The organism is Mucilaginibacter sp. GW821-FHT07H05 (assembly GCF_059418485.1).
Genome location: NZ_JBWKPY010000001.1, coordinates 657,249 through 671,613 on the forward strand (window position 1 = coordinate 657,249; position 14,365 = coordinate 671,613).

The following is a 14,365-nucleotide window of genomic DNA, read 5'->3' on the forward strand; positions in this document are numbered from 1 at the left end:
GGGGGCTACATATTCCGCCGGTACTGCCCACCCACCTGGTAAAGCGCATGCGATATTTGCCCTAACGAGCAATACTTACAGGCCTCCATCAAACTGCTGAAGATATTCTCGCCGGCTATGGCTTTATGCTGTAATTCATGTAGTAATTGTGGTGCTTTATCTTTATTGCGTTGCTGGAAATTGCTTAGGGCCATGATCTGGAATTGCTTCTCTTCTTCCGTAGCGCGGATCACTTCGGATGGCGTAACCGTTGGCGATCCTTTTTTATTAAGGAAGGTATTTACGCCGATGATGGGGAACTCGCCGGTATGCTTCAGGGTCTCATAGTAAAGCGATTCCTCCTGGATCTTTCCACGCTGGTACATGGTTTCCATAGCGCCCAGCACGCCGCCACGGTCGTTAATGCGCTTAAATTCGGTTAATACGGCTTCTTCCACCAGGTCGGTTAGTTCTTCTATAATGAAAGCGCCTTGCAGCGGATTTTCATTCTTAGCCAGACCTAATTCGCGGTTAATGATGAGTTGAATGGCCATGGCCCGGCGTACCGATTCTTCGGTAGGGGTGGTGATAGCTTCATCGTAAGCGTTGGTATGCAGTGAGTTACAATTATCGTAAATGGCATACAAAGCCTGTAGGGTAGTGCGGATATCGTTAAAGTCGATCTCCTGCGCATGTAGTGACCGCCCGCTGGTTTGGATATGGTATTTCAACTTTTGCGACCGCTCGCCGCCCTTGTATTTATTCTTCATGGCCTTAGCCCAAATGCGACGGGCAACGCGACCAATCACGGCATATTCCGGATCGATACCGTTGCTGAAAAAGAACGATAGGTTAGGCGCAAAGTCATCAATATGCATGCCCCGGCTCAGGTAATATTCCACGTAAGTGAAGCCGTTACTTAAGGTAAAGGCCAGTTGAGTGATCGGGTTAGCGCCCGCCTCGGCAATATGATAGCCGGATATGGATACCGAATAAAAATTGCGCACCTTTTTATCGATAAAATACTGCTGCATATCGCCCATCATCCGCAAGGCAAATTCGGTACTGAAGATGCAGGTGTTTTGCGCCTGGTCTTCCTTTAATATATCGGCCTGAACCGTGCCACGTACAGATGCAATAGCGTAGGCTTTTATTTTTTCGTAAACATCGGGTGGGAGCACCTGATCGCCGGTTAGGCCTAAAAGCATCAGGCCAAGGCCATTATTCCCCTCAGGTAAAGCACCGTCATAATGGGGCCTTGTCAAACCCTTATCATCATACAATTCCTTAAACTTAGCTTCAACCAAATGCTCCAGCTTGTTTTCAATAATGTATTTTTCGCATTGCTGATCGATAGCCGCGTTCATAAAAAAACCCAGCAGCATAGGAGCGGGGCCGTTGATGGTCATAGATACCGAAGTGCTGGCATGACACAGATCGAAACCTGAATATAGCTTCTTAGCATCATCCAACGTAGCGATGCTAACCCCCGAATTACCTATTTTACCATAAATATCAGGACGGATATGCGGGTCTTCGCCATAAAGTGTAACCGAATCAAAAGCGGTGGACAACCGTATAGCCGGCTGACCCAGAGATACATAATGGAAACGTTTATTGGTGCGTTCGGGGCCGCCCTCGCCGGCAAACATGCGGGTTGGGTCTTCGCCTTCGCGTTTTAGTGGGAATACACCCGCGGTGTATGGAAACTCGCCCGGCAGGTTCTCGGTCAGCAGCCAGCGCAGGATATCGCCCCAGGCTTCGTATCTCGGTAACGAGATCTTAGGAATGCGCAGTTGCGACAGCGAGGTTGTAGTTAAGGGCAGCCTGATCTCTTTCCCGCGTACGTGATAAATAAAATCATCGGCCTTGTATTGTTTAACCACGTCCGGCCATTTTTGCAGGAGGGCTTTGCACTCGGGGTGCAGTTTAGCTTCCAGCGTGGATTGTAATGTTTGTAAATGTGCAACCACACCGTCCGCAGTTGATTTCCCCTCTTGAGAGGGGTTAGGGGTGTGTCCTTCCAACAGGTTTAATGTACCCTTTAACTGGAACAATTGCTGCGCCACCTTACACTGGTCATCCACCCATTGATTATATGCCGTGCTGCTCTCGGCAATCTCGGCCAGGTAGCGGGTACGGTCGGGCGGAATGATGTAGATCTTTTCCGATTCTTCTTCGTGATGTTCGCCGCTGGTGTTAAAATCAACACCGGTTTTATCTTTTATTAACTGCATTAACCGGGCAAACAGGGTATTCATCCCCGGATCGTTAAACTGCGAGGCCATGGTGGCAAACACGGGCAGACTACTATCATCAGCCGTGAACAACTGATGGTTACGCTTATACTGCTTGCGCACATCGCGGATGGCATCCAATGCGCCACGTTTGTCGGATTTATTGATGGCAACCATATCGGCAAAATCCAGCATATCTATCTTTTCCAGCTGGGTAGCCGCGCCAAATTCGGGGGTCATCACGTACATGGAAACATCGCAATAATCGGTGATCATGGTGTCTGATTGCCCGATGCCCGATGTTTCTACAATGATCAGGTCATAGCCCGCCGCCTTGCAAATATCTATCGACTCCTGCACGTACTTGCTCAGCGCCAGATTAGCCTGCCTGGTAGCCAGCGACCGCATATACACACGGGGATTATTAATGGCATTCATGCGGATGCGATCGCCTAACAGGGCGCCGCCGGTTTTCCGCTTACTGGGGTCGACAGAGATAATGGCCAGCGTTTTGCCGGTCTGCTCATCAGGCGAGCCGGTTTCTGTCAGAAACCTCCGGACGATCTCATCCACCAGTGACGATTTGCCCGCGCCGCCTGTACCGGTGATGCCTAATATAACCGATTGGCTTTTAGAGGGATATAGTTTTACAGTATCGTATTGTTCAGGATGGTTCTCGGCTAAAGATATGAGGGCAGCCAGCGCCATTGGGTCTTTTTCGGGCAGGTGCTTTAGTTCGCCATTTAGTTTAGTGCGGGTTTCAAAATCACATTGCTGCATCATGTCGTTGATCATCCCCTGAAGACCCATTTTACGGCCGTCATCGGGCGAATAGATGCGGGCAATGCCGTAGGCCATCAGCTCGTCTATCTCCTGCGGGAGGATCACCCCGCCGCCGCCGCCGAAGATCTTGATATGGCCTGCCCCGCGTTCGCGCAGCAGGTCGTGCATGTATTTAAAGTACTCGATATGGCCGCCCTGGTAGCTGGTGAGGGCAATGCCCTGCACATCTTCCTGTATGGCGCAGTTCACCACTTCATCCACACTGCGGTTGTGGCCCAGGTGTATTACCTCGGCGCCGGTGCTTTGCAAAATGCGGCGCATAATGTTAATGGTAGCATCGTGCCCGTCGAAAAGCGAGGCGGCAGTTACAAACCTGATCTTATATTTGGATTGGTACGGTGCGATAGTCTCCATTTAGTGCAGTGCAATTGGTAGTCAGCAAAATTAATTAAAATAACCGAAGCATAAAGCTATGCGTGCATAATAGTTTGCTTCGCGTCATTGGGTCATTACGCTGCGCTGTCATTGGGTCATTAGCTTCGCGTCATTGGGTCATTACGCTGCGCTGTCATTAGGTCATTGGTTTTGCGCAGAGATTTTAGTTCCCTCCCCTGGGAGGGGTGCGGTGGACTGTGTTGTGGCAGGGAGGGGTTTCTACGCTTGGTGTATACTCACCCTCAACATCGTTTCACTTGTCGGCCCGCTCTTCGTGTCCCGCGTAAAGAGGGCAGGAAGTTTGATTGATCTCTAAATCCCCTCTTTCCCCCGCAGGCGAAGAGAGGGTGGTTCAGCGAAGCGTAGACCGGGTGAGTTGCTATGCACCATGCGTACTCCGCCAGTTCAAGCGTCCACGCTTGAACTATGTCCTGATTGAGCGTCCACGCTCATTTTAAATTAAGCGTGGACGCTTAATGAGAAGTTGGTTTAAGCGTGGACGCTTAAACCGGCAAAACAAATAAAATAATTTCACTACTTTGTAGCCCATATGCCCAGGTTATATATGAAAAGATCCTTCGTCCTTATCGCATTTAGTCTGTTTACCACTCTTGCCATGGCGCAGAATGCTAATATTAAAAAGATAAACCCCACCACGTTTTCGGTAGGGGCTTACGCGCAGCCATTTAGGTTCGAGCGTGCGGTTCTGGCGGGAACGCCCCCTACATTCAACGCAACCTCAGATGCAGAATTGCAGTTAGCAATAAACGCTGCATTAACTGCCGACTGGGCTGCCTGTCTTATGATGGTGCTGAATTATAATGGCCTGAACGTATCGCAGGAACAGGTGTTGAAATTGAATAACAACAGGGCTGCAGAGTCGCTTAATTCTCCACAAGATCTGATGTTTGCTGTTAATAAAACAACCCCTCGTGATTGGGGACCGGATTCGAAAATATACAGCGCCGTGGCTGTCCTGGATCCCGATGTGATATTTGATGAACTCGCGGCCGGTCGCCCGCTGATATTGGGTACCGGTGCTACCGGTATGGAAGGCCGTGCCTTTGTGGTTACCGCCATGAGCTATAACATAAAGTTTGATGCCAACGGACAGCAAACCGGTATTACCCCGCAAACCGTTACCCTGCGCGACCCATGGCCCACCGGCCTGGCCAACCGTACCATTAACTGGACTGATTTTGTGACCCTTACAGCTTCGTTGTATACGGTGAAGGTGGTGTTTAAGTAGGGGGAGAATAGTTGTAATTATCATCTGATGCCATTTACTTTTGCCCATGCAGCTATAGTGTTACCTTTCGGTCGCTTATCTAAGCGATGGATTTCGCTCACAGGCCTCGTTGTAGGTAGTATGACACCCGATTTTGAATATTTTATCCGCATGCGGGTTAGCAGCGTTTACAGCCATACTTTGCCGGGTTTATTTTGGTTTGATATCCCCATGGGGCTCCTTGTAGTTTTCTTTTATCAAACATTAGTTAAAGATAAGCTGATAGATCATTTACCTGTTTGGTTAAACAACCGATTTTCAGTTTTTAGAGGGAAGCAAGATTATTCGCTTAGATATTTTTTAGTTGTATGTGTTTCTATTTTAATAGGGGCCATTTCGCATATACTTTGGGATGCTTTTACCCACCCGCGAGGATATTTCGTTGGAATAATACCGGCATTATCCGCCACAGTCGAATTATTGCATCATCAAGTTTACATATATAAAATACTACAACATAGCAATACTATTATAGGGCTTATTATTATTTTACTGACGATATATAAATTACCAGGCAACTGCCAGTCGAAGGCTGATCATATCAGTTATTATTGGTTAAAACTGATAACAGTTATGATCATTGTATTGGGGTTACGGTTATTATCAGGCTTAAGTTTGCATGCTTATGGCGATTGGATTGTAACCTCCATATCAGCTGGGTTTATAGGACTATTATTAATATCTGTTACTACACCTCCATTAAAGGTAAATAGTCAATTATAATTTTATTATTCCCTCCACCACAACCGTCCCTTAAACATGAGACCTTATCTGCTAATCCGTGAGCAATCTATACCGGATGCCTGGGATTTCTTTTCGTCGCCGCTTAATTGGGCTAAGTGGAATTATAATCCGCAAATAATCACCCCTACCGCCAAACCCTCAACAACACTCCCATATAAACCACCATCCCCCCGGCAATAAACAGCGACATTTCAAACGCCGTTTCGGGAAAGCGGCGCGACTGGAATATAAAAGCGGCTCCCAGTACAATCAGCAGCAGGGCAATTCCAATAGAGAGTATTATTTTTTGGTTACGGTTTAAGACTGGCGGGGCCGCTGGCTTTTGGGTGGTGGCACGGGCATCCTCATTTATCGAAAAACCGAGATGTGCGGACAGAGTTTTAAGGGTATACAGCCGCGGCAAAACTTCGGCGTTTTCAATGCGCTGGATAGAGCGCAGACTGATACCGGCAATATCCGACAGTTGCTGCTGGGTATAGGCTTTTTCCAGGCGGTGCTGCTTTACCAGTTTGGCTATTTCGTTAATGTTTTCGCGGTCCATGGTGTTTGTTTTAGCGGGCGGCAAGCACGCCATTTGTACGCCACTTACATGTGGCGGCCGTTTTTTAGATTGCAGGACAGTATTTTTGTTACGTGCCGAAAGGCAAATCAAACATCGCAACCAAATGAAAAATACCTTCCTATCCGGTCATACTAAAGTACAGGTTTTTGTTAAAAGCTTGTTGTTTATGCTGCTTTTTATAGCGCTGCTATTTGGTGGCAGTATGCTGCAAATGATGTTCCCGCCGTTAAGAGGCCGGTTGATGTATGGTATCCTGGGCTGCCTTGGCGGGTTGATTACTATTTGGCTTTTTATGAAAATAGAAAAGCAGCCCTTCGCCTCCATCGGGATGGTGTGGGAGCGTAAAACCCTGCTGCGGTTTATCTATGGCTTACTGATAGGGGCGGTTATTTTTGCGTTGCTGATGTTTCCGCTGTTGGGTTTCAGCGCGCTCACCGTTACATATAATCCGGCGGCGTTCCAATGGGCGTCCTTAATGCCATACCTCACACTGGTGCCACTGGCGCTGATGGAAGAGATCGGTTTCCGCACGTATCCTCAGGTAAAGCTGAACCAAAAATTTGGCGTGTGGACCAGCCAGATTGTGGTGGCTATCGCCTTCGGCGCCTACCACATCCTGAACGGTTGGGGTGTTTATGCCTCGTTTGCCGGTCCGTTTGTGTGGGCCTTTGTATTTGGACTGGCGGCGCTATGGTCGCGCGGAATAGCCATGCCCACCGGGATCCATTTAGCGCTCAATATCCTTCAAAATGTCATGGGCTTAAAAGGAGGGAAGGCTTCCATCTGGAAACTGGACTACCCGGCAGGGACCAGTCAGGCAATGATGGACAGGACCGGCTATATCGGGTTGGGCTTGCAGATTGCGGTGTTGATAGTAGCGTTGGGGCTGACCAGGTGGTATGTAAGGCGGGTAGCCTCACCTAAATCCTCTCCAAAGGAGAGAACTTGAGAAGCATTGTTTTTAGAACCCTCTCTTTTGGAAAGGGTAGGGTGAGGCCTTAACCCAATGACAGCGCAGCGTAATGACTCAATGCCCCAATGACGCAACAAATTGCTATCTTTGTACCCAAATGCAAATGGTAGAAACAGAAGCGGGTACGTGGGAAAAGGGCTATAACAATTATGGCCCCTGGCTAAAGCGTAAATACAAAGGCGAACGGGTTTTTAAGGTAATTGTGGATGGCGGCTTCACCTGCCCCAATCGCGATGGCAGTAAAGGCTACGGCGGCTGTACCTATTGCAATGTCGATTCGTTTACGCCATCGGTATCGCGCAACGCGCCTAACCTGCGCGAGCAGGTGATTCAGGGTATGGAACGCGCCCGCAAGGGCAATAAGGCCGATAAGTTTATCATCTATTTCCAACCCAATACCAATACTTACGCCCCGGTACATTATTTAAAAATGATGTATGACGAGGCCCTGAGCATCGACCCGGAGAATATCGTAGGCTTATCGGTAGGCACCCGTCCCGATTGTATCGACGCGGAGAAGATCGCCCTGCTGGAAAGCTATACCGACAGGTTTGATGTGGATTTGGAGATGGGGATGGAATCTATCTATAACGAAACTCTTGGACAGATCAATCGCGGCTGCACGCACGAAGACCTGGTGAAAGCCCTGGAACTGGTGAAGGATAGTAAACTGGATATCTGCGTACATACCATCTTCGGCCTGCCCGGCGAGAGTAAGGAAATGATGCTGAAATATGCCGACGAGATCAACCGTTTCCCGCAGATCAAGTTTGTAAAGTTCCACCACCTGCATATTGTAGAAGGTTCGGTAATGGGGGTAAAATACAAACGCGAGCCTTTCAAGCTGTTCAGTTTGCCCGAATACGCCGACTTTTTGTGCGATCTGCTGCCGCTGGTGCGCCCCGATGTGGTGATCCAAAGGCTGTTCGGCATATCCGACTGGGATTTGCTGATCGCACCCAACTGGGGAATGAAAAAATCGGAGATCCAATACTTTATCGATCAGCGGATACTGGAGAGAGGTGTGGTGCAGGGGTCATTAGTGGCTGGTCGCTAATCATTGGTCTTATTTTTGAAATGATTGGATGACAATACCAAGCCTAATGACTACTGATTAATGGACCAATGACCAATAAACGAAGCCAATCTAACTACTTTCCGGTGTTAACAGGCGTGCGCGCCCTGGCAGCTTACCTGGTTTTTATATCCCACTACGATTACGTTTTTGATGAAGGATTTCCCCAAATTGCGAAACGTTTTTTCCACGAATTCCACATTGGGGTAACCGTTTTCTTCGTACTGTCGGGTTTTTTAATTACTTACCGGTATTTTAATCATTTTAATTTAACGGCCGATTGGTTTAAACAGTACCTTAAAAACAGGGTGGCGCGCATCTATCCCATGTACTTTTTGCTTACCACCGGCGCCTTTGTTTATTACTACTTCACACACGATCAAAGCATCACCAAAGGCTTCCATAGTCCGGTGCTATTGTACTTTGGCAATATCTTCTTTTTGCGCGGCTTTTTTTACCAACTGTGGGATACCGGCATTGCCCAGGGCTGGAGCCTGACGGTGGAGGAGTGTTTCTATTTTTCGGCCCCCTTTATTTTCTATATCGCTACTAAGTATAAAAAGTTTTATGTGCAGCCGCTGGCGCTTACGGCGCTGGGCTTTGTGCTGGTGCTTACCTTCAGAAATGTGAACTGGTATGGCTTTTTCGGCAATTTTACGTTTATGATGCTTTATACCTTTTTAGGAAGGTGCTTCGAGTTTTTTGTGGGGATAAAGCTGGCGCTGATTATGCTGGATAAAGGTTTCACGCGTACCACTAAAATAAAGTATACCTACGTAGGCTTCCTGCTTATTTTTGTTTTTGTGGGGATAATGGCCACGCTGCCTGTGCCCACCGGTTGGGTGGCCGGCCTGCAGCACCCGGTAGGCATCATCCTGAATAATTACCTGATAGCAACGGCTATTGCCTTGTTCTTTTATGGTTTACTGACCGAAAACACGGTGATGAAAAGTGTACTGGCCACGCCCTTCGTAGAGTTGCTGGGCAAGGCATCATATATCTTCTACCTCATCCATTTAGGCTATATGTACAACTTTATGCATGGCTGGTGGGATCAGCTGAACGATATGGCATTTGCTTTGTATGATAAGTGGGGAAAGGATTGGTATTCGCCTTTCCAGTTTGATCAGTTGAATTTGGTATATGCTTTTATTGGCTTGAATGTGATATCGGTTTTTTTATTTAAATTTATTGAGGAACCTTTAAATCATTATATCCGTAAGTCTGATTTTTTAATAAAAAATAAACCCCGTAACCCCGAAAACGAATCGGTGTTAATAAAAGGCTGACAGTAAAATATATGGCGAAAACTTTAAGCAAATTTTTAAAACCGGCCATGTTATGGCTTGCCCTTACAGGCTGGTCGGTAGCTATGGCAGCCGTTAATTTTCAGGAGAAGCCAGCCCAAAGCGATGAGGGCGAAATAGCTGTCGACTTAATACCGGGCAATAAGAACGCCATATTTGACAATGCGGCTAAATATACTTTCGAGGTAAAAAACACCACCGGTACCGATCAGGAGGGCAGGGTATCGTACGAGGTAACCTCGTCAACAGGCAAGTTGCTTAAAACCGATTCGGTAAGGGTGAAGATCGGCAAAAAAACAACCGGGAAATATAACTTCGAGATCCCGCAGGCGCAGGCCGGGTTTTACAAGGTCAACTTTATGATCAATGTAACCGACTATGATGATACTGTCCGCAGGGTTTTTGGCATCCGTGCCGATCAGATCAGGTCATCCTATTCAAAACCAGCCGATTTTGACGCCTTCTGGCAAACCGCTAAAGACGAATTGGCCAAGGTACCGCCCAATTTCAAGGTAACCGAAGTGCCTAAACTGAATACCGATAACCGCAGGGTGTATGCTATCGAGATGCAATCGCTGGATAATATGACCATTCGCGGCTGGATGACCATTCCCATCAACAAGAATAAAAATAAGAAATTTGCCGTTTTGCTGGGATTGCCCGGTTACCAGGTAAACCTTGACCCTATAGTGGGTATGGACGAAGACCTGGCCATCATCACCCTAAATGTGCGCGGACAGGGCAACAGCCGCGGCCCTATTGATACCCGCCGCGATGAGTTTATTTTTTATCATATAGAAGACCGGGATAAATACGTGATGCGCGGCGTAATTATGGATTGCCTGCGCGGTGTCGATTTTATTTTTAGCCGTCCCGAATTAAATCATAATAATATATTAGCATCAGGCGGTAGTATGGGCGGCTTTTTAGCCATTGCCACGGCCAGTTTGGATAAACGGGTAAAGCTATGTTCGGCACAAAATCCTATTTTTTGCGATGTGCGCAACCTGGTGGGCGCGGTTGACTGGCCCATGAGCAGTATTAAAAAATACGTAGCTATCCAGCCGGCGCTAACCATGGGCAAGGTGCTGGATAATCTGGATTATTACGATGTAAAGAACTTTGCCACTAATCTGGACTGCTCGGCCATTATGGGTATTGGTTTGCTGGATCCTTTTGCGCCGCCTGCTAATGAATACGCGGCTTACAATAATATCCCCGGTAAAAAAAGGATCATGGTGTTTAAGGATCTGGGGCACGAAGTAAGCCAGCAATATAAAAACCTGGAAGGGCGCTGGATGCGCGACGCGTTTGCTTTATTTTAACCTGAAAAACTTATGAAGATAACGATTACCCCATCAAGATACTTACTTATAGCCCTGCTGATCTTTATTGCCGGGCAACAAAACGGCTATGCCGGCGGTTTCCCGGTGCGGCCCGGTAAACTGATCATATCGCCATCGGTCAACTTTTTTAAAGCCAGTAAGGGTTGGGATTCGGTACGTACCCTTAAGCCATTTAATAATGATGGGCGTTTCACCTCGTTAAGCTACTCCATGTATGCCGAGTATGGCCTTACCAAACGTTTTGCATTGGTAGGTTTATTGCCCTATGTGGTAAATGATTACCAGCAAAGCGATTTTAAAAGCCATACGCAGGGCGTAACCGATTTGGAGGTAGGTATTAAGTACTACATGGCTAATATCAATTATATCTATTATTTTTCGTTACAGGGTACTTTTATTGCCCCCTTATATTCTGATACCAATTTGGGTTATGCGCAAAATGGCGCCGAGATTAAGCTATCGTTTGCAGGCAGCGGGAAACTGTTCGGTAAAAACGATTATTTTACGATAGATAATGCCATAAGGCAGTATTTTGGCAGTACAGGGCCTTTGCAGTACAGGTATAGCGGTACCTTCGGCCTTACGCTTGATAAAAGGTTTAAGCACCAGGTTTCGGTTTCGGTAGGCGGTTTCTATTCTACAAGCAGCCTCACCAAGTTTAATCCGATACAACCGGCCAACAAAAATTTTGCGTTTAACCAGGCTTCGTTTAGCTATGGCTATTCGATCACCAAAAGAATGTCGATCTTTTTTACAGCAGGTACGTTTTTAAACGGGCGTAATACCGGCAATGGTTCCAGCCTTTCATCGTCCCTTGTTTTGCGCCCGTAAACCATATCAGTATTACTTATAATATGATCAGAATATTCATCATTTGTATCCTTTTACCTTTTTACGGGCTTGCCCAAACCGCGGATGCTTATATACAAAGCGGTAACCAAAAATCGGGGGCTAAGGATTATAAAGGGGCTATAGCTGATTTTACAAAGGCTATTCAGTTAAACGGCAAAAACGCGAAAGCCTATTTTTATCGCGCTAACGCCTATAGTAACCTGAACGATTATCCGGCAGCTATACAGGATTATACCCAATCTATTGCTCTGGATGGCACTTACGCTACAGCCTATTTTTATCGCGGTAACGCGTATAGCGCTTATAAACAGTATGCCAATGCCGTACCCGATTTTACAAAAGCCATAGCGCTAAGTCCGGGTAATGCAGATATGTACCATTACCGGGCAAATGCCAAAAGTAATATTGGCGATTATGCAGGCGCGTTGCAGGATTTTACAACCGCCATCGGTATCACCCCTAATGATCCGTCGCTTTTCGAATATCGTGGTGTTACCAAAAGCAATTTGAAAGATGATAAAGGGGCTATTGCCGATTATGATATAGCCGCAAAGCTTGACCCTAAAAATGCCGACCTGATATTTTACCGGGCAAACTCAAAGGGTAATATTGGTGATTATAAAGGTGCTATTGCCGATTACCTGATAACCACCGGCCTTGACCCTAAAAACGCCGAAGCCTTTTTTTACCGGGCAAACGCCGAGTCTAATATAGGTGATTACAAAGCTGCTGTTGCCGATTATAAAAGCGCTATTAAGCTAAATCCTAAACTGCCTAATATTTATAAATACCTGGCCAACGCCCTGGCTAATAATCCCGATGACAAGTCATCCCTGGAATATTATGCCAAAGCAATTGAGCAGGACCCGAACAATGCGCAGTTGCACCTATATAATGGTATGGTTAAAATGTATCAAAACATGAATGAGGAAGCCATAGCCGAATTTGATAAGGTGATAGAACTTGACCCAAACAATGTTGACGCTTACCAGAACCGGGGCGATATTAAGATCAACCTCAAAAACTATGACGAAGCTAAGGAGGATGCCGACGCCGCAATCAAACTGAATGGCAAAAATAGTTATGCGTTTATTACCCGGGCCCGGGCAAAAATGGAATTAAAAGATACCAGCGGCGCCTTAGCCGATCTTAATGCTGCGATAGCCATTAACCAGCAAAATGATTTTGCCTTTAAGCTGCGCGGTGATATTAAAAGCATGTTTAAAAACTATGCCGGCGCCTTGTCTGATTATGATAAGTCGATAGCGTTGAATCAGGGCAATACCGAAACCTACTACAGGCGTGCAATAGCCAGGATAAAAACCCATGATAAACCAGGTGCGATAGCTGATTTTAACAGGATAGTTGAGTTAGATGCCAAAGATCAGCATTTATACATCCGCATTGGAAAAGCCATGACAGATGCCGGGTATTATAGTGAAGAACTATCCTTGTTTAATCAATTAATGACGAGGCAGGCCCCCAATGCTAATTTCCATGTATTAAGAGGCACGGCTAAAACCTACACCGGTGATATTGCCGGCGCCATGGCCGATTTTGATACCGCTATAAAATTAGATACGGCATCGGCCGAAGCCTACCACAGCCGGGGCAATGCCAAAATTGCATTGAAAGACTATGATGGCGCATTGGCTGACATCAGCAAAGCGATCAGGATCAAGGAAAATGATGATGAGGCTTATTTTATCAGGGCGAAATTGCGGATGCTGGAGAAAAACTACGAGGGCGCTGTAGATGATTATAATACCACCTTATTTATTAACCCGGATAATACGGTAGTTTATGCTTATCGGGGTGTGGCCCGCAGCATGCTGCCTAATACCGAGCGCATGAACGCCGATTTTAACTATGCCATTAAAATGGACCCCCAGAATGAAGAGATCTATAATTTGCGTGCTGCCGCCAAACTTAATTTAAAAGATATGGCAGGCGCTATAAGGGATTATACTATTGCCATAACCATAAACCCGCAAAATTCCACCTCGTATTTAAACCGCGGACTGGCTAAAGTAAATACTAACGATAAAGCCGGGGCTTGCACCGATTTAAATAAAGCGCTGGCTTTAGGCGCCAAAAACGCGGCCGACGAAATAAAAAAGTACTGTAAATAATTACCCTTTATATACGCCAAACAGGTCGGTAACGGCCTTTTCGCGGTAGGCAAATACTTTTTCTACCTGCCGGCGTACCAGTACCTTATTGGCAATGGTGCCAATTGGCCCGTAGGGGATGGCATAGTTAAGCACATCGGTCATGTGTACACCGCCTTTTATCTTTTTAAAATGATGCTCGTGGTGCCACATAGCGTAGGGGCCAAAGCGCTGCTCATCTACAAAGTATTGGTGCTCCTTTACAATAGTGATCTCCGTCATCCAGTTCATCTTTATGCCCAGCAGCGGACTGATTTTATAGGTGATGATCATACCCTCGTACATTTTGGTATCAGGTTTAAAAGGAGAGGTTACCTTAAAACTCATTTCCTTTGGTACAATCTTAGCCAAATTCAGCGGTGACGAAAAGAAATCCCAGGCATCCTCTAATGGTATCGGTATGGATTGTTCACGGATCAGCAGGTAGGTTTTCATATACAAGTGGAACGGTTGGGGTGGGGGAATGTTTGGTGTTTTCTAAAAGTAAACAGTCATTTCGAATCGGGATTCTTCATCCCTAAAAGCCACATGAAGTGTGCATTCCGGGCCGCCTGTTCTTCTAATAGGCTTTTTACTTTTCCAATATGGCCAATACCATTTGTTTTCCGGTCCG

General features: G+C 46.5%; 11 protein-coding genes. 8 read left to right on the top strand and 3 right to left on the bottom strand.

Going from position 1 to position 14,365, the window contains the following annotated elements; translation table 11 throughout:
- Window positions 1–5: 5 nt before the first annotated feature.
- Window positions 6–3,413, bottom strand: coding sequence for a methylmalonyl-CoA mutase family protein (locus tag AC07M6_RS02800; RefSeq protein ID WP_494887384.1), 3,408 nt, complete (start codon window positions 3,411–3,413; stop codon window positions 6–8).
- 586 nt (window positions 3,414–3,999) lie between these two features.
- Between AC07M6_RS02800 and AC07M6_RS02805 the strand changes: the two genes are divergently transcribed.
- Window positions 4,000–4,683: a cysteine peptidase family C39 domain-containing protein gene (locus AC07M6_RS02805; protein WP_494887385.1), complete on the top strand. Its 684-nt coding sequence runs from the start codon at window positions 4,000–4,002 to the stop codon at window positions 4,681–4,683.
- 27 nt (window positions 4,684–4,710) lie between these two features.
- Window positions 4,711–5,445, top strand: a complete 735-nt coding sequence (locus tag AC07M6_RS02810; protein ID WP_494887387.1) for a DUF4184 family protein — start codon at window positions 4,711–4,713, stop codon at window positions 5,443–5,445.
- A gap of 145 nt (window positions 5,446–5,590) precedes the next feature.
- On the opposite strand, the gene AC07M6_RS02815 is transcribed toward AC07M6_RS02810, so the two are convergent.
- The gene (locus AC07M6_RS02815; protein ID WP_494887389.1) at window positions 5,591–6,007 is read right to left on the bottom strand and encodes a helix-turn-helix transcriptional regulator; all 417 of its coding nucleotides are present in this window, start codon (window positions 6,005–6,007) and stop codon (window positions 5,591–5,593) included.
- Between the two features lie 124 nt (window positions 6,008–6,131).
- Here AC07M6_RS02815 and AC07M6_RS02820 point away from each other — a divergent pair, with 124 nt between their 5' ends.
- From AC07M6_RS02820 to AC07M6_RS02845, 6 genes are all read left to right on the top strand, one after another.
- Window positions 6,132–6,977, top strand: coding sequence for a CPBP family intramembrane glutamic endopeptidase (locus tag AC07M6_RS02820; RefSeq protein ID WP_494887391.1), 846 nt, complete (start codon window positions 6,132–6,134; stop codon window positions 6,975–6,977).
- 127 nt (window positions 6,978–7,104) lie between these two features.
- The gene (mnmL, locus tag AC07M6_RS02825; RefSeq protein WP_494887392.1) at window positions 7,105–8,058 is read left to right on the top strand and encodes a tRNA modification radical SAM protein MnmL/YtqA; all 954 of its coding nucleotides are present in this window, start codon (window positions 7,105–7,107) and stop codon (window positions 8,056–8,058) included.
- Between the two features lie 68 nt (window positions 8,059–8,126).
- Window positions 8,127–9,365, top strand: a complete 1,239-nt coding sequence (locus AC07M6_RS02830; protein WP_494887393.1) for an acyltransferase family protein — start codon at window positions 8,127–8,129, stop codon at window positions 9,363–9,365.
- Window positions 9,366–9,376: 11 nt separating this feature from the next.
- On the top strand, window positions 9,377–10,708 hold the full coding sequence (locus tag AC07M6_RS02835; RefSeq protein ID WP_494887394.1) for an acetylxylan esterase: 1,332 nt from the start codon (window positions 9,377–9,379) through the stop codon (window positions 10,706–10,708).
- Window positions 10,709–10,720: 12 nt separating this feature from the next.
- Window positions 10,721–11,560 (top strand): hypothetical protein, encoded by an 840-nt coding sequence (locus tag AC07M6_RS02840; protein WP_494887395.1) that lies wholly within the window; start codon window positions 10,721–10,723, stop codon window positions 11,558–11,560.
- 23 nt (window positions 11,561–11,583) lie between these two features.
- On the top strand, window positions 11,584–13,713 hold the full coding sequence (locus tag AC07M6_RS02845) for a tetratricopeptide repeat protein (RefSeq protein ID WP_494887396.1): 2,130 nt from the start codon (window positions 11,584–11,586) through the stop codon (window positions 13,711–13,713).
- Here the strand turns inward: AC07M6_RS02845 and AC07M6_RS02850 are convergent, their stop codons facing one another.
- On the bottom strand, window positions 13,714–14,187 hold the full coding sequence (locus AC07M6_RS02850) for an SRPBCC family protein (RefSeq protein WP_494887397.1): 474 nt from the start codon (window positions 14,185–14,187) through the stop codon (window positions 13,714–13,716).
- Between the last annotated feature and the right edge of the window lie 178 nt (window positions 14,188–14,365).

Bases quoted from the DNA above. Each gene is read 5' to 3' on its own strand.
- AC07M6_RS02800 (WP_494887384.1), bottom strand. From the start codon at position 3,413: ATGGAGACTATCGCACCGTACCAATCCAAATATAAGATCAGGTTTGTA.
- AC07M6_RS02805 (WP_494887385.1), top strand. From the start codon at position 4,000: ATGAAAAGATCCTTCGTCCTTATCGCATTTAGTCTGTTTACCACTCTT.
- AC07M6_RS02810 (WP_494887387.1), top strand. From the start codon at position 4,711: ATGCCATTTACTTTTGCCCATGCAGCTATAGTGTTACCTTTCGGTCGC.
- AC07M6_RS02815 (WP_494887389.1), bottom strand. From the start codon at position 6,007: ATGGACCGCGAAAACATTAACGAAATAGCCAAACTGGTAAAGCAGCAC.
- AC07M6_RS02820 (WP_494887391.1), top strand. From the start codon at position 6,132: ATGAAAAATACCTTCCTATCCGGTCATACTAAAGTACAGGTTTTTGTT.
- mnmL (WP_494887392.1), top strand. From the start codon at position 7,105: ATGGTAGAAACAGAAGCGGGTACGTGGGAAAAGGGCTATAACAATTAT.
- AC07M6_RS02830 (WP_494887393.1), top strand. From the start codon at position 8,127: ATGACCAATAAACGAAGCCAATCTAACTACTTTCCGGTGTTAACAGGC.
- AC07M6_RS02835 (WP_494887394.1), top strand. From the start codon at position 9,377: ATGGCGAAAACTTTAAGCAAATTTTTAAAACCGGCCATGTTATGGCTT.
- AC07M6_RS02840 (WP_494887395.1), top strand. From the start codon at position 10,721: ATGAAGATAACGATTACCCCATCAAGATACTTACTTATAGCCCTGCTG.
- AC07M6_RS02845 (WP_494887396.1), top strand. From the start codon at position 11,584: ATGATCAGAATATTCATCATTTGTATCCTTTTACCTTTTTACGGGCTT.
- AC07M6_RS02850 (WP_494887397.1), bottom strand. From the start codon at position 14,187: ATGAAAACCTACCTGCTGATCCGTGAACAATCCATACCGATACCATTA.